At 63.0% G+C, this 15549-nt stretch carries 18 protein-coding genes; 6 read left to right on the plus strand and 12 right to left on the minus strand.

Annotated features, from left to right (window positions below):
• Nucleotides 1-41: 41 nt before the first annotated feature.
• The 7 genes from ACVDHI_RS13935 to ACVDHI_RS13965 form a co-directional block, all read right to left on the minus strand.
• Nucleotides 42-1238 (minus strand): NupC/NupG family nucleoside CNT transporter, encoded by a 1197-nt coding sequence (locus ACVDHI_RS13935; protein WP_041214468.1) that lies wholly within the window; start codon nt 1236-1238, stop codon nt 42-44.
• A gap of 182 nt (nt 1239-1420) precedes the next feature.
• Entirely contained in the window at nt 1421-2356 is a 936-nt protein-coding gene (locus tag ACVDHI_RS13940) for a LysR family transcriptional regulator (RefSeq protein WP_039039969.1), read from the minus strand.
• Between the two features lie 82 nt (nt 2357-2438).
• On the minus strand, nt 2439-2975 hold the full coding sequence (locus ACVDHI_RS13945) for a glutathione peroxidase (protein ID WP_010673063.1): 537 nt from the start codon (nt 2973-2975) through the stop codon (nt 2439-2441).
• 59 nt (nt 2976-3034) lie between these two features.
• Complete coding sequence (locus tag ACVDHI_RS13950) at nt 3035-3598, minus strand: NnrU family protein (protein ID WP_201985213.1); 564 nt, start codon at nt 3596-3598, stop codon at nt 3035-3037.
• Nucleotides 3599-3859: 261 nt separating this feature from the next.
• Nucleotides 3860-4993: a glycerate kinase gene (locus ACVDHI_RS13955; protein WP_124243859.1), complete on the minus strand. Its 1134-nt coding sequence runs from the start codon at nt 4991-4993 to the stop codon at nt 3860-3862.
• 9 nt (nt 4994-5002) lie between these two features.
• Nucleotides 5003-6265 (minus strand): GntP family permease, encoded by a 1263-nt coding sequence (locus tag ACVDHI_RS13960; RefSeq protein ID WP_039039966.1) that lies wholly within the window; start codon nt 6263-6265, stop codon nt 5003-5005.
• Nucleotides 6266-6385: 120 nt separating this feature from the next.
• Nucleotides 6386-7501 (minus strand): sugar diacid recognition domain-containing protein, encoded by a 1116-nt coding sequence (locus ACVDHI_RS13965; protein WP_323920769.1) that lies wholly within the window; start codon nt 7499-7501, stop codon nt 6386-6388.
• Nucleotides 7502-7707: 206 nt separating this feature from the next.
• Here ACVDHI_RS13965 and ACVDHI_RS13970 point away from each other — a divergent pair, with 206 nt between their 5' ends.
• The 3 genes from ACVDHI_RS13970 (at nt 7708) to ACVDHI_RS13980 (ending at nt 9414) form a co-directional block, all read left to right on the plus strand.
• A complete protein-coding gene (locus ACVDHI_RS13970) occupies nt 7708-8082 on the plus strand; it encodes a YacL family protein (RefSeq protein ID WP_039039964.1) in 375 nt (124 codons plus the stop codon).
• Between the two features lie 49 nt (nt 8083-8131).
• Nucleotides 8132-8422: a hypothetical protein gene (locus ACVDHI_RS13975; protein WP_039039963.1), complete on the plus strand. Its 291-nt coding sequence runs from the start codon at nt 8132-8134 to the stop codon at nt 8420-8422.
• Between the two features lie 161 nt (nt 8423-8583).
• Nucleotides 8584-9414, plus strand: coding sequence for a CPBP family intramembrane glutamic endopeptidase (locus ACVDHI_RS13980; protein WP_041214463.1), 831 nt, complete (start codon nt 8584-8586; stop codon nt 9412-9414).
• A gap of 75 nt (nt 9415-9489) precedes the next feature.
• On the opposite strand, the gene ACVDHI_RS13985 is transcribed toward ACVDHI_RS13980, so the two are convergent.
• The 5 genes from ACVDHI_RS13985 to ACVDHI_RS14005 form a co-directional block, all read right to left on the minus strand.
• Nucleotides 9490-9909, minus strand: a complete 420-nt coding sequence (locus ACVDHI_RS13985; RefSeq protein WP_029313762.1) for a DUF4426 domain-containing protein — start codon at nt 9907-9909, stop codon at nt 9490-9492.
• Between the two features lie 18 nt (nt 9910-9927).
• Nucleotides 9928-10227, minus strand: a complete 300-nt coding sequence (gene yggU / locus ACVDHI_RS13990) for a DUF167 family protein YggU (RefSeq protein ID WP_010673054.1) — start codon at nt 10225-10227, stop codon at nt 9928-9930.
• Nucleotides 10227-10778: a YggT family protein gene (locus ACVDHI_RS13995; RefSeq protein WP_042014922.1), complete on the minus strand. Its 552-nt coding sequence runs from the start codon at nt 10776-10778 to the stop codon at nt 10227-10229. Before ACVDHI_RS13995 ends, yggU begins: the two co-directional genes overlap by 1 nt.
• Nucleotides 10779-10801: 23 nt before the next feature.
• On the minus strand, nt 10802-11626 hold the full coding sequence (gene proC, locus ACVDHI_RS14000) for a pyrroline-5-carboxylate reductase (protein WP_010673052.1): 825 nt from the start codon (nt 11624-11626) through the stop codon (nt 10802-10804).
• 122 nt (nt 11627-11748) lie between these two features.
• Entirely contained in the window at nt 11749-12450 is a 702-nt protein-coding gene (locus tag ACVDHI_RS14005) for a YggS family pyridoxal phosphate-dependent enzyme (RefSeq protein ID WP_042864460.1), read from the minus strand.
• Nucleotides 12451-12489: 39 nt separating this feature from the next.
• Between ACVDHI_RS14005 and tapT the strand changes: the two genes are divergently transcribed.
• From tapT to yaaA, 3 genes are read left to right on the plus strand one after another with little or no spacing between them, the layout of a single operon-like run.
• On the plus strand, nt 12490-13524 hold the full coding sequence (tapT, locus tag ACVDHI_RS14010; protein WP_010673050.1) for a type IVa pilus ATPase TapT: 1035 nt from the start codon (nt 12490-12492) through the stop codon (nt 13522-13524).
• A gap of 23 nt (nt 13525-13547) precedes the next feature.
• Nucleotides 13548-14657, plus strand: a complete 1110-nt coding sequence (locus ACVDHI_RS14015) for a PilT/PilU family type 4a pilus ATPase (protein ID WP_270682132.1) — start codon at nt 13548-13550, stop codon at nt 14655-14657.
• A 32-nt stretch (nt 14658-14689) separates the two neighbouring features.
• The gene (yaaA, locus tag ACVDHI_RS14020; protein ID WP_447212182.1) at nt 14690-15463 is read left to right on the plus strand and encodes a peroxide stress protein YaaA; all 774 of its coding nucleotides are present in this window, start codon (nt 14690-14692) and stop codon (nt 15461-15463) included.
• Nucleotides 15464-15549: the final 86 nt, after the last annotated feature.

The following is a 15549-nucleotide window of genomic DNA, read 5'->3' on the forward strand; positions in this document are numbered from 1 at the left end:
GAAGCGGGCAATGACCGGAAGGTGCTGACTTCCAGGGTCTATCAGAGGGCGAGGAACAAGCCTGCCAGGGAGGCGCTCATCAGGTTTGCCAGCACCCCCGCCAGGATGGCGCGCATGCCGTAGCGGGCGATGAAGGACTTGCGCTCCGGCACCATGGCCCCCAGGCCGCCGATGAGGATCGCCATGGAAGAGATGTTGGCGAAACCGCACAGGGCGAAGGTGACGATGGCCTTGCTCGACTCGTTCAAGGTCTGATCCTGCACCAGGGCGATGAAGGCGACGAACTCGTTGATGACGATCTTGGTGCCGATCAGGGCACCGGCCGCCTGGGCCTGATCCCAGGGGACGCCGATGAGCCAGGAGACGGGGGCAAACAGCCAGCCCAGGATGATCTGGAAGCTCAGCTCCAGCCCCACCAGGTCGCCGGCCCAGCCCAGCAGGCCGTTGAGCAGGGCGATCACGCCGACGAAGGCCAGCAGGGTCGCCCCCACGGCGACGGCGATGTTGAGACCCGCCATGGCGCCATCGGCGGCCGCTTCAATGACGTTGGTGGCGCGGGGGATCTCCACGTCTTCGTGGTGATCTTCCTCTTGCGCGGCGGGCGGCACCAGGATCTTGGCCATGGCAAGCCCGGCAGGGGCGGACATGAAGGCCGCCGCAATCAGGTATTTCAGCTCGACCCCGATGCTGGCGTAGCCCACCAGGGTGCCGCCGGCTACCGAGGCCAGCCCGCAGCTCATCACCGCAAAGAACTGGGAATCGGACATCCTGGAGAGATAGGGTTTGACCACCAGCGGCGCTTCCACCATGCCGACGAAGATGTTGGCGGTGGCAGAGAGGCTCTCGGCGCGGCCGGTGCCCAGCAATTTCTGCAGGCCGCCGCCGAGCAGGGCGATCACTTTGGGCATCAGGCCGATGTGATAGAGGATGGCGATCAGCGCGGAGAAGAAGATGATCACCGGCAACACGTTGAAGGCGAAGATGAAACCGAGTTTGAACTTGGCCAGATCCCCGAACAGGAAGGCAATCCCCTCCTGGCCGTAGCCGATGACGCTGCTGACGCTCTCGCTGACACCGTTCAAGACCTGTTGACCGGCGGGCAGCCAGAGCACCAGGGCGGCGAAGAGCACTTGCAGGCAGAGGGCAAAGCCCACTGTTCGCAACGGGATACGACGACGATTATCAGAGCAGAGTGCGGCCAGGGCCAGGATGCTCAGGATACCAAGCAGGGCAATCATGGGGATTCCATCCAGTGAGGCTGAAGATGGGCGCGGATTCTGCTCCCCTCCCCTCACCGCCGCAACCCCGCCGGGTTACAACCCTGTTAGCAAAAACGTTTGCACGATATCGGTTGCGCCAACTGACTGATTTGACACAACTTTGAAACCGCACTCACGCCAGTGTTCTTGTATGGAAACGATTATTCCTCGGTGCCGGACAATTTCCCCCCGAGCCAGGGTGCGAGTCGCTGCGCCCAGTAGGGCCCGGGTCCGAAGCTCTCCTTGAGGAAGTCGATGAACAGCCGGATCTTGGGATCCAGATGCTCTCGCCTGGCATAGACGGCGTGCACCGCCATCTTCTGGTTCGGTTGCCACTGGGGCAGCAGAGGGATGAGCTGACCAGATTGCAGCTCCTTGTCCAGCAGGTAGTTGGCCACATAGGCGATGCCGAGCCCGGCCAGGGCGGCGTCCCGCACCGCTTCCGCCAGATCCACCCGATAGTTGCCCGCCACCTGCACCGTCTGGCGCTCCTTGCCCTGGCGAAATGACCACTCGTGGTAGCGCCGCTCCCGGCTCTGGTAGGTGATGCAATTGTGATGGGCCAGATCCCTGGGGTGCAGTGGCGTGCCGTGACTCAGCAGATAATCCGGCGAGGCCACCAGCACGAAACCGATGTCTGCGAGTCGCTGCCCTACCAGGGACTCGGGTTTGTCCTCGTAGGTGGTGATCCAGAGATCCAGCCCCTCATCCACCAGATTGGTGCGGTGATCGAACAGGGACACCTCCAGCTCCAGATCCGGATAACGTGCCTGAAACGCCTTGAGGCGCGGGATCACGTGCAATCGCCCGAAGGATTGACCAACCCCCAGATGGAGCACGCCGCTCACCTTGCCACGGCGCTCCGCCACCATGGACTCCGCCTCCAGCGCCACCGCCACCAGAGCGCGGCAGTGGCGGGCATACTCCAGACCCAGTTCGGTGAGCCCGAAACGGCGGGTAGTGCGCTGTACCAGCTGGGCGCCGAGCGCGGTTTCCAGCAGGGCGAGTTGCTTGCTGATGTGGGATTTGGAGACCCCGAGGCGGCGCGCAGCCGCCGAGATGCCCTGTTCACGAACCAGGGCATCGAAGATCACCATTTGGGGAAGACGTTGCAGCACGGTGTCACCGGAGTGGATGGCGGGGCCGCATTATTTCAGAGTGGCCCGCCATGGGGTAGAGTCAGTGCCCCAGGGCATCGATGATCTGCTGTTTGAGAGGATCATCCGACGGATTCTGGTTGGCGCCATAGCTCGCAATCAGCTTGCCGTCCCGCCCGACCAGGTACTTGTGGAAGTTCCAGTTGGGCGCATCACCGTCGGCAGCCGCGGCCAGCCCCTTGAACAGCGGCACTGCATCCGAACCCCGCACCGCCACCCGGTTGAACATGGGGAAGGTCACCCCGTAGTCCCGGCGGCACACCTCGGCGGTTTTGTTTTCGTTGCCCGCCTCCTGCCAGAAATCGTTGGAGGGGAAGCCCAGCACCATCAGTCCCTTCTCCTTGTAACCCTGATAGAGGGCTTCCAGATCCCGGAACTGACCGCTGTAACCGCAGTAGGAGGCGGTGTTGACCACCAGCACCACCTTGCCCTCGGTCAACTGGCAGAGGTTGTGGCGCTGGGTGCTGTTGAGCTCCCGCATCTCCACGTTGAAGTAATCGGGGCAGGCGGCGGAGACCGCGCCCGAGCCGAGCATCAGCAGCAGGGTGAACCATTTCATCGACGTGACTCCCATTGTTTTGTCCATCATACGCAAGACCCCGGAATCTGGTTCAGGGATCAGTGCAGGGGGATCCCGGTCAGCCAGCCGTGTCCCCAGAAGATAAGCAGAGCCGTGAGGGCCAGCCCCGCCCCCAGACTGATCCCCGTCCCCTGCCAGGTGGCGGCGGCACGGGGGTGACGACCCCACTCCCGCATCGAAATCCAGACGATGCTGATGAGAGCCCAGAGACCGATCCCGCCAAACAGCACCAGAGAACGCGCCTCGCTGTTCACCGCCAGATGGGCCCCCGACCAGAGCAGCACCCCGAGCAGCTGGGGATGCACCAGCCAACGGCGGAAATGGTTCGCCCCCTGCCCCGCACACAGCAGGACAAGGGCGATCGGCATGATCCCCATCACCAGGGTGGGGCCCCAGACAGGCAGAAAATAGAGAGGCATGGGGCTGGCACTGCGCCAGCCTGCGAGGATGCAGCCGATGGCGACGAACACCAGCAGCGAGAAGAGCCCCTTGTAGCGGTTCTCCCCCAGCCGAGCCCGCAGACGGGCGCGGTGCTGTGCCGCAAAACAGGGGTAAAGATGAGTCAGGGTGAACAACACCACCCCCAGGGTCAGCAGGATCATGGCTCGCACCTCGCATATTGCCCCCCGGAATGGGAAGCCCTCCCTCAGGCGGGCCTTGTTTCTCGTGGCTCCCTCACTGTCGGGAGATCACTATGCCGCAAAGCCCCTTGTCAGAATACAAAAACCATATGAAAGACAGCAGGATAATAAAAAAAGCCGACCCAAGGATCGGCAAGTGCGTCAGAGGTGCCACGCCGGGCCGCTCACTCTGCTGCACGGGGCAGGGTCAGGCCGATGCACCGCATCGGCCAGGAGAGAGGGTCATTTGCGCAGCAGGTAGAGAGCCGCCACGTTGCGAGCCGTGAGCTGCAGGTTGGTGGTGGCGGTGGCCAGCGCCTCCGGCAGGGACATGGCCCGATTGACCACGGCGAACACCGCATCCAGCCCATGCTCGTGCACCACGCCGCAGTCATCGGTGAGGCATCCAGCGATGCCGATCACCGGCTTGCCGAACTGCTTGGCACAGCGAGCTACCCCGATGGGCGTCTTGCCATGGATGGTCTGGCTGTCGATGCGACCCTCGCCGGTGATGACCAGATCCGCATCGGCTACCGCCTCGGCCAGATTCAGCGCCTCGATGACGATCCGGATGCCGGGTTTGAGCTCGGCGCCGAGCAGCCCCACCAGGGCTGCCCCCATGCCGCCTGCGGCCCCCGTTCCCGGGATCTCCTTCACCTGCTTGCCAAGCGCCTGCTCGATGCAGTCCGCGTAACGGGCCAGATTGGCATCCAGCTCGGCCACCATCTCGGGAGTTGCCCCCTTCTGCGGACCGAACACGGCGGACGCTCCTTTCGGGCCGCACAGCGGATTGTCCACGTCGCAGGCCACCTCGATGGTGAGTCCGGTCAGACGGGGATCCAGCCCGCTCAGGTCGATGGTGGCCAGCTCGGCAAGACCGGCACCGCCCGGCGCAATGGGGGTACCATCTGCTTTCAGGAGCTTGCCGCCGAGTGCCTGGATCATACCGGCACCGCCGTCATTGGTGGCGCTGCCGCCGATGCCGAGGATGAGGTGGTCCACCCCCATCTCCAGCGCAGCCAGGATCAGCTCTCCGGTGCCGACACTGGAGGTGAGCCGCGGATTGCGCAGCTCGGGCGCCACCAGATGGAGGCCGGAGGCCGCCGCCATCTCGATGACGGCGCGCTTGCCATCCCCCAGCAGGCCCACGAAGCCCTGCACCCTGTTGCCGAGGGGGGCGGTCACCTCGACCGGCAGGATGCGACCACCGGTGGCATCCACCAGAGATTGCACCGTCCCCTCGCCGCCATCGGCCATGGGCAGCTTGACGTAGGTGGCATCCGGCAGCACCTGCTTGAAACCGGCCTCGATGGCATCGGCCACCGCCATGGCGCTCAGGCTCTCCTTGAATGAATCGGGGGCGATCACAATTTTCATATCAGTTCCTTAGGCGAGGCCAAACACGCCAAACATCAGGGTGGAGACAACGGCGATGGTCAGACCGACCGCGGTTTCGTAGGGGATGAGCTTGAGTCGCTCGCCGACGCCCATGTGGACGCTGCCGCCGGTGGCATGGAAGAAGGAGCCGTGGGGCATGTGGTCAAACACGGTGGCGCCGGCGTGGATCATGGCGGCCCCAGCCAGGCTGCTGATCCCCAGTTCAATCAGAGTGGCGCTGAACACGTTGGAGGCCACCACGGTCCCGGCCGTGGTCGAGGCGGTCGCCAGCGACATCAGGGCACCGGAGATGGGGGCCAGCAGATAGGAGGGCAGACCGGAGGCGGTCAGGCCGCTGATGAGCACATCTTTCAGGCCGGAGTTGGCGATGATGCCCGCCAGGGTACCCGTCCCCAGCAGCATGATGGCCACCGGCGCCATGCGGGCCAGGCCCGAGACGGCAAACTGGTTCACCTTGGTGAACTTGCCCATCATCAGGGCCCCCACCAGGCCGCCGAGAGGCAGCGCAATGAGCGGGTCCACCACGATGCCGGCGATGGGACGCAGGGCCAGCAGCAGGATGGCGACCAGGGGCGCACTGATGGCGGCGGCAAAGCCGGGCAACTTGGCACCGTCAAAGCTCACCACCTCGTCGGCGGCCACCTTGCTGCCCCGGTTGTTGAGGCGCTTGGCGAGCCAGTAGGCCATCACCAGACCGAACAGGCCGGGAATGATGCCCGCCGCCATCACCGAGGTGAGAGGCAGGTGGAAGGCATCGGCTGCCGCGATGGCGTTGGGGTTGGGAGACATGACGTTGCCCGCCTTGCCACCGCCTATCATCGCCAGCAGGATGGCCGCCTTGGAGAGATCGGCACGGCGGGCGATGGCCAGCGCAATGGGGGCGACCGTGATGACGGCCACGTCCACGAAGACGCCGACCGCTGTCAGGATCAGGGTGGCCAGCGCCAGGGCCAGCAGAGCGCGGGTTTCGCCGAGTTTCTTGACGATGGTCTCGGCGATGGTGGTGGCGGCGCCAGATTCGATGAGCACCCCGGCCAGCACACCCGCCGCCAGGATCCGCATCACCGCCGTGGTGATCCCCTGGGCGCCGCCGATCATCAGGGCGACGGTCTGGGTCAGGTCGGCGCCACCGATCAGGCCACCGGCCAGGGCACCGACAATCATGCCGTAAGCGGGCGGCACCTTCTTCAGGATGAGGAAGATGGCGATGGAAAGCGCGGCGAGCGCGCCGAGCGCGGAGACTGGGATCATGACGGGCACCTTGTTGTTGTAATGAGTGGCGCCATTATGGGGATCCCCGCCTGGAATGCTTTGGCCATAAAACCAAAAAAAAGCATTTGCCGGCCTTGTGTTTTTGTTGGAAAAGACAAATCAGCTATCGAGACTGAGCCCGAGATAGAGCAGAAACTTGTCATCTAACCTGTTGAAATTCAAGCCGGTTATCTGCTCTATCCGGGTCAGTCGATAACGCAGGGTGTTGGGGTGAATGAACAGGGCTTCGGCACAGGGATGCAGATCACAATCCTGCAAGAAATATTGGCGCAGCGTCTTTTGCAGCGTTCCCTTTGTGTCCTCCTGCGCCAGCTTTTGCAGCGGAGCCCGCAGCTGATCCGCCTGCCAGGAGTCCGCCAGGGTGCCGAGCAGCACTGAAAGCCGGTAATCCTCGAAGAAATAGACCTGCTTGCGGGGCGACTGGCGCATGCCACGGCGCAAGGTGTCTCGCGCCGTCTGGTAGGAGAGCGCCAGCCCGGGGATGCCGGCGAAGTAATCACCCACCCCGATGCGAACCTTGAAATGGGGAATACGGGAGAGCAGCTGCCGGATCCGGCTGCGCTCCTGCGCCGACTGCCAGACGCCGTCGCTGAGCTGGGCGGGTTTGAGCACCACTATCTCGTCCAGGCCGTTGATGGCCACCAGGTTGTCCCGCTCCGGGTTTTCCAGCAGGTGAACCAGCTCCCTCACCTGGGCGGGCTCGGCCTCCTCCAGCGCCAGCACGGCCACCACCCGGGGCTGGGCGAGATCCAGCTCGAGGAAGCGGGCCACCTGTTGCAGTTGATCGGCCCGCCCTTCGCCGCGAATGAGCTGCAACACCAGCTCCTCCTTGTGGCGCTTGTCCCACTGCAACTGCTCGGTGAGCGCCGCCTGTTCCAGGATGAGCTCGGCGGTCATGCGCACCAGCTCGGCGTAAGCACGCACGATGTCCGGATCCCCCGAGATGCCGATGACGCCGAGCAGCTCCCCCTGATAGGCGATGGGCAGGTTGATGCCGGGCCTCACCCCCTTGAGCTCCCGGGCGGTGGCCTCGCTTATCTCCACCACCCGGTTCTCGGTCAGGGCCAGCACGGCCCCCTCGTGGCGCTGGTGCAGCCGCTCCGGATTGCCGGACGCAATGATGAGTCCCCGCTCATCCATGACGTTGACCGAGAACGAGAGGATCTTCATCGCCCGGCTGACTATCTGATGCGCGAGCGCGTCGTTGAGCTGCATTGCCTCTCCATACCATTCGTTGACAGGGCCCCCGGCGTGCACCATCACCGGGATCACCCGTTAAAGATCCCACATCATCAAGACAAGCGCGGGGGGGATCGCTAGAATAGGCCACTTTACGCTATCAGTGCCCCACCATGGATCAAGGATCCGGCATCATGCCGCTTTGCGCCGTGGTGGTTTCACCCTCCGATATGGACTCCGCTATGGATTATGAATTTCGCCGCGACCCGTTCGGTGGCTATCGCGCCCGGTTCTCCATGGGCCATGAAGCCATCGGCCAGTGGTTGATCGACGAGGTGGGCAAGGACGAGGAGAAGCTCGACGAGCTGTTCGCCATCATCGACCAGCTCTCCAGCCGGGCCCGCACCGAATACCGGCTGCTGGGGGGCGACTACTCCCTGCTGCTGACCCACGAGGAAGCCGAGGTGAAGGCCAATGTCCTCAATATCGAGCAGGATGAGGATCTCGACGATCTCGCCTACTACGATGATGAACAGCTGGCCATGTGCGGGCTGGAAGATTTTGCCCAGGTACTCGGCTCCTGGCGCGCCTTTATCCGCAACGAGGATATGGGCTGATTACCCCCATTCGGGCGAGCATGCCCCTTGCAACCCAACAGGATTGACTATGTCCATTTACGATTTTGATGACGAACTGCCGGAAGACGAGCTGGATCAACCGAAGAAACCCGCCCAGCCCAAGAAGAAGGGCAAGCAGGTGCTGAACACCCAGGTCAACCTGAGCCCGCGCGATGCCAGCCGCCTGAACGGCATGCACGTCGAGGCCATCACCACCCTGGATGACGTCAGTCTGCCGAAGAACGTCATCTTCAAGGCCGGTCTCATCGCCCTGGGCGAGCTGGAAGCCAGCAAACGCGCCGACATCATCGCCCGGGTCATCGCCGAGTCAGGTCGCTGATACGGGAAGGCCATCGCCTCTCTCGGTGACATCTTGCCGCCGCCCAAGCCGGAGCCCAGCTCCGGCTTTTCATTGCGCGTCTTCTGCCGGCCAGTCCCTTTTCCTTGAACCAGACCATGGGGATCGTTAAGGTGCGCCCTTCATTCATACAAGGAGACTCGATGTTACCACTCCCCGATATCCTCATCTGGCTCGTCCTGGGGCTCGCCGTACTCTGCTGCCTCGCCCGCCGAACCAGGCCCGGCATGCTTCTGTTGGGACTAGCCCTGCTCACCGCCCTCTGGCTTGAGCGACTCGCGCCCCTCGCCGCTCTTGTCAGCCTCGCCGGTCTGCTGCTGGCCTGGCGTACCCCCACCCTGCCCCCACCCTGGCGTGGCGTCGCACTGACGCTGATCCTGCTGTGGTCCCTCGCCCTGACGCTGCATCTGGTGCCCGGCTTTGACAATCTCAGGGTGCTCGACAAGGTACAGGCGGGCCCGGCCAGCGTGCCCTTCACCCTCTACCTCAATCTGGACAAGCCGCTCATTTTCTTCGCCCTGCTGCTGGCCATCCCCGGCCTGCTCGGCCCGGGTGGAACGATGCGCTGGCGGCCGCTGGCCCTGCTCATCCTGCCGCTCGCGGCCCTGCTCATCACCGCCTGGCAACTGGGCGCCCTCAAACCCGAAGCGGGACTGCCCCACTGGTGGTGGCTGTTCGCATTCAACAACCTGCTGTTCACCTGTGTGGCGGAAGAAGCGCTGTTCCGGGGATGCATCCAGCAAGGGGTGGCAAGCCGAAGCACGCCCTGGGCAGGTCTCCTGGTCGCCAGCCTGCTGTTCGGCGCAGCCCATCTTGCCGGTGGCCCGTTGCTGGTGTTGTTCGCCGCGCTGGCGGGGGCCTGCTATGGCCTGGCGTTCCAGCTGAGCGGGCGCCTCAGTGTCGCCATCCTGCTCCACTTCCTGTTCAACTTCGCCCACCTGGCCCTGTTTACCTATCCCCTGGCCAGCCACTGACGTCGAGCACAGGTTCACCGGGCAAAAAAATGCCCCGCCCCCGTAGGGGCAGGGCATCTGCATTCACCCTGCGATCTAGTCGACGTAGAAGGTCTGCTGGAAGGTCAGCGTCTGCTGCTGCCCCTCCCCCATGATCTTCAGGGTGAACTGGTAGGTGTCCTCATTGCGATAGGGCAGCACTGCCAGGTAATAGATGGCATTCCCCTCTTTCACCTCCTGAAAATTCAGGGTGCGAAGGGTGCCTGTCAGATTGCGGGCTTCGCCGCTGATCCCCACCGCCTGTGCCACCCCCTGCTTGTTCTGCACCGCGATATTGACGATGCCGTTATAGCGGCTGCGCTCCAGGCCATAGGTCCTGGCTACCTCGGGGGTGAGGAAGCTGGAGTTGAACGCGCTGTAGTGCACTTTCCAGGGGCCCAGCTCCTGCATCTGCTCAGCCCGCAGCGGCAGCGTCATCAGGAGTGCCAGCAGGCAACTCATCCAGGCTGTTTTCATGATGTCATCCCTCTCGTATCAACCCTGATTATCGAGCAGAGCGGCAATCTCGGCGGGGATCTGCTTTGGCGCGTCGATGGCGACCGTCTTGTGCCGACCCAGCTCCCCCCGCAGGATGCGAACCTGCCCCTTGGCCACCTTGCACTGCTTGGCCAGGTACTTGATCAGGTGACTGTTGGCCTGACCATCCACCGGCGGTGCCGTGATGGCCACTTTCAACTCGTCACCGTGCAATCCGATGATCTGATCCCGGCTCGCCTTGGGCTGGATCATCAGATGCAACACCAGCTCGTCCCCTTCCAGCAGGACGGCGGGCATCAGATCATCCACCACAACTGGCCGAACAGATCCCCCATCAGGTAGTTGATGGCCTGCAGCGCGATGAAAGCGACCAGCACGGAGAGATCCAGCCCGCCCAGTGCAGGCAGGATGCGGCGAATGGGGGCCAGGAAGGGTTCAGTGAGCTGGTGCATCACGTATTCAATGGGGTTGCGACCCTGGCTGACCCAGCTCAGGATGGCGCGGATAAGCAGGATCCAGAAGATCATGGAACCCGCCTTCTTCAGCACGGTGAGCGTCGCAAACAGACAGAGAGTGAGCCAGTCCGCCTGCAGCACATTCATGCTCTTGAGCAGGACCAATTTGCCAACGGCGATCAGCAGCGCCAGCAGCACAGAGGCCATGTCCAGCCCGCCAAAACCCGGGATGACGCGGCGCAGGGGCACCACCAGTGGGTTGGTCAGCTTGACCACCATCTGGCTCATGGGGTTGTAGAAGTCGGCCCGCGCCCACTGCAGCCAGACCCGCAGCAGCACCACCATGAGGTAGAGATCAAAGACAGTGTTAATCAAAAAGTAAGCCGTGTTCATCCGGGCTCCTTGCTAAAAGGGATTCAGAAAAGGGTTTCCATTTCGCCGGCCCGGGTAACGGCCGCCTGCATGGCTCTTGCGGTCAGCGGCATCAGCCCCTGCTCCTGGAATGTCTTGACGGCCTCGGCCGTGGTCCCGCCCTTGCTGGTCACCTGCTCGCGCAGGGTCTGCAGCGACAGCTCGGGATTCTGCTCCACCATGGCGGCCGCCCCCAGGGCGGTTTGCTGCACCAGCAGGCGAGCCTGCTCCGGCGTAAAGCCCATGGCCTCGGCCTCCTCGGCAATCGCCTGCATGAACAGGAAGAAGTAGGCCGGGGCACTGCCCGCCGCCGCAATGACGCCGTTGATGCCGGCCTCCTGCTCCACCCAGAGGGTCTTGCCCACGGATTGCATCATCTGTTCGGCCACAGCACGATCGGCCTGCCCGATGGCGGGCGGTGCATAGAGCCCGGTCATCCCCAGCCCCAGCAAGGAGGGGGTGTTGGGCATGGTGCGAATGATGCGATCGTGACCGCCCGCCATCTCCTGCAAGCGTGCGACGCGAATGCCGGCGGCGATGGAGATGAGCAACTTGCCATCCAGCGAGCCAAGCTCGGCCACCAGCGCCGTCAGCATGCCCGCCATCAGCTGGGGCTTGACCGCCAGCACGATCACCTCGGCCTCCCGGGCCGCCTCGGCGTTGTCCTGGGTGATACGGATGCCGAACTGGCTGGCCAGTTCGTCCAGCTTGGGGCGGCTGGGATTGGCGGCGATGATACGCTCTGCCGGGTAACCCGCCTGGATGAGGCCGGCAATGATACTGCGGCTCATGTTGCCTGCCCCGATGAAGGCGAGGGTTCTCTGCTGCATCAAACACTCCTGTTACTGACATCGCAGCGGATGCCGACCCAGCCTGTGCGGGCTGACAGCATCACACGCGCCTGTTTACCTGAAAAAAGTACGACCGGGGTGTTTCTCGCCCCGGCTCTTGCTCATGAATAGTCACGGGCCCCGAAGATGGCGGTCCCGACCCGCACCATGGTGCTGCCATGGGCAATGGCAGGCTCAAGATCCTCGGTCATTCCCATCGAAAGGGTGTCGACGCTCGGGTATTGTTGCGCAAGCTCGGTGAACAGAGCCTGCATGCGCGCCATCTGGGCCGCCAGCACTCCCTCGTCGCGGGTATGCTCGGGGATGGCCATCAGGCCGCGCAACCGCAGCCGCTCGCTTTGGGCCACCAGGGAGGCCAGGCGGAAAATCTCTTGCTCCGACGTACCGGATTTGCTGCTCTCTCCGCTAATATTGATTTGCAGACAGATATTTAGCGGCGCGAGCCCACTCGGTCTCTGGTTGTTGAGGCGTTCGATGAGCTTGTCGCGATCGACACTTTGAACCCAGTCGAACCGCTCCGCCACCAGCTTGGACTTGTTCGATTGCAGCGGGCCGATAAAGTGCCACTCTATGTCTGTACAGGCGTTCTGCTCGCGCAAGGCATCAATCTTGAGCGCGGCCTCCTGGGCGTAGGATTCGCCAAAGCGCCGCTGACCGGCGGCATAGGCAGCCTGAATGTCCCCCAGCGGCTTGGTTTTGCTGACAGCAAGCAACTGGATGTGATCTGGGCTGCGGCCAACACGCCGGGCAGCCTCTACAATACGTTCCTTTACCTGAAGCAGGTGCTGGGCAATCTGGCTCATATTTCGTTCGTAATCTTGTGATGGGAGAATAACAAATCTATGGATATCACAGAGTTATTGGCATTCAGTGTAAAGCATAAGGCCTCGGATCTACACCTCTCGGCCGGGGTCCCCCCGATGATCAGGGTTGATGGGGAGGTTCGCAAGATCAATTTGCCCGCCCTGGATCACCGGGAAGTCCATGCCCTCATTTACGACATCATGAATGACCACCAGCGCAAGGAGCTGGAGGAGAACTTCGAGGTGGACTTCTCCTTCGAAGTACCCGGCATGGCACGCTTTCGGGTCAACGCCTTCCAGCAGGCGCGCGGCTCGGGCGCCGTGTTTCGTACCATCCCGAGCACCGTTCTGACCCTGGACGATCTGGGGGCGCCGGAGATATTTCGCAAGATAGCGGAGTACCCTCGCGGCCTGGTGCTGGTGACTGGGCCCACCGGCTCGGGCAAATCCACCACCCTGGCCGCCATGGTCGATTACATCAATGACAACTTCCACCACCACATCCTCACCATCGAGGACCCCATCGAATTCGTGCACGAGAACAAGCGCTGCTTGGTGAACCAGCGGGAAGTACACCGCGACACCAAGAGCTTCAGCAACGCCCTGCGCTCGGCCCTGCGGGAAGACCCGGATATCATCCTGGTAGGTGAAATGCGGGACCTCGAAACCATCCGTCTCGCCATGACCGCCGCTGAAACCGGTCACCTGGTGTTTGGCACCCTGCACACCTCCTCGGCCGCCAAGACCATCGACCGTATCATCGACGTCTTCCCCGGCTCGGAGAAGGACATGGTGCGCTCCATGCTCTCCGAATCCCTGCGGGCGGTCATCTCCCAGACCCTGCTCAAGCGTATCGGTGGCGGCCGGGTGGCGGCCCACGAGATCATGCTGGGGATCCCGGCGGTGCGAAACCTCATCCGGGAAGACAAGGTGGCCCAGCTCTATTCCGTCATCCAGACCGGGATGACCCACGGCATGCAGACCATGGACCAGAGCCTCAAGCAGCTGGTCAACCGGGGGGTCGTCGCCTCCCTCGATGCCAAGGCCAAGGCGGTCGATCCCAATACCATTTAAGCTCGCACACCCAAGGAGTCGCCATGAACATGGATGTTCTGCTCGCCGCACTGGTTGAACAAAAGGGCTCGGATCTCTTCATCACGGTCGATGCCCCCCCGACCCTCAAGGTCAACGGGTGTCTGGTGTCGCTCGGACCAGCCCCCCTCGACAAGGCGACAGCGCTGGCACTGATCAGGGAGAGCCTGGACGAGACCCACTTCGAGCGCTTCCTGCACACCCGCGAGGCCAACTACGCCATCCAGCGAGGCTCGCTGGGGCGCTTTCGGGTCAGCGCCTTCTGGCAACAGGATATGCCGGGCATGGTGCTGCGCCGCATCGAGACCCGCATCCCCACCTTTGACGAGCTGGTGCTGCCTCCCATCCTGCAGGAGGTCGCCATGGCCAAACGCGGGCTGGTGCTTTTCGTCGGCGCCACTGGCGCCGGCAAGTCCACCACCCAGGCGGCCATGATAGGCTTTCGCAACCAGCACGGTGACGGCCACATCCTGACGGTGGAGGATCCGGTGGAGTTCGTCCATCAGCACGATCGCTGTCTGGTGACCCAGCGGGAGGTGGGGATCGACACCGCATCCTTCGATGTCGCCCTCAAAAACTCCCTGCGCCAGGCCCCGGATGTCATCCTCATCGGTGAAATCCGCTCCCAGGAGACCATGGAGTTCGCCATCCAGTTCGCCGAGACGGGGCACCTCTGCCTCGCCACCTTGCACGCCAACAATGCCAACCAGGCGCTGGATCGCATCCTGCATCTGGTCCCCCAGGAGAAGCACCGCCAGTTCCTGTTCGATCTCTCCTTCAACCTGCGCGCCATCGTCGCCCAGCAGCTGCTCCCCTCCGCTCATGGGCAGCGCCGGGTCGCCGCCTTCGAGATCCTGCTCAACACCCCGCTCGTCACCGACATCATCCGCAAGGGAGAGATGCACAGACTCAAGGAGGTGATGACCAAATCCGGCGAGCTCGGCATGCAGACCTTCGATCAGGCGCTGTTCACCCTGTTCTGCGCCGGCCAAATTGGCTACAGTGAGGCCCTTGCCCATGCCGACTCCGCCAACGACCTGCGACTGCTCATCAAGCTGTCGGGTCGCGAGCAGCTGGGCGCAGGCACTCTCGACAACGTGACCCTGGATGAATGAGGGGCGTGCGTCATCGCTAGTAAAGGACAGTTATGCTGATTGTGGTTTCCCCGGCCAAGACGCTGGATTACGAGTCACCCCTGGTGACCTCCCGTTTCACCCAACCCGAACTGCTGGACCACTCCGCAGCACTGATCACCCGGGCTCGTCAACTGAGCCCGGACCAGATCGCCAGCCTGATGAAGATCAGCGACAAGCTCGCCGGCCTCAACGCCGTCCGCTTTGCCGAGTGGCAGCCTGACTTCACGCCGGCCAACGCCCGCCAGGCGCTGCTGGCCTTCAAGGGGGACGTCTACACCGGTCTGGCCGTAGAAGATTTCAGCGAGGCCGACCTCGACTTCGCCCAGGCCCACCTGCGCATGCTCTCCGGCCTTTATGGCGTACTGCGGCCGCTTGACCTCATGATGCCCTACCGCCTGGAGATGGGGATTAGGCTTGAGAACCCGCGCGGCAAGGACCTCTACCAGTTCTGGGGCGACATCATCACGGAGCACCTGAACAAGGCGCTGGCGGCCCAGGGGGACGACGTGCTGATCAACCTCGCCTCCGACGAGTATTTCAAGTCGGTGCGCCCGAAAGCCCTGCAGGGGCGCATCATCACACCGGTGTTCAAGGACGAGAAGAACGGCCAGTTCAAGATCATCAGCTTCTACGCCAAGAAGGCCCGCGGCATGATGGCACGCCACATCATCAAGCATCGGCTCACCCGGGTGGAACAGCTGACCGGTTTCGATGCCGACGGTTACTACTTTGTACCGGAAGAGTCCGACGCCAATACCCTGATGTTCAAGCGCGCTGAAAATTAATTACACATTCAAGGGAACCAAGTCGGAGATCCTCGGGTCTGACTCTGTGAATCCTCTGTTGTAAGCACTTTTTGTTGGCCGACGTC

This window comes from Aeromonas sp. 25-248 (assembly GCF_053005425.1).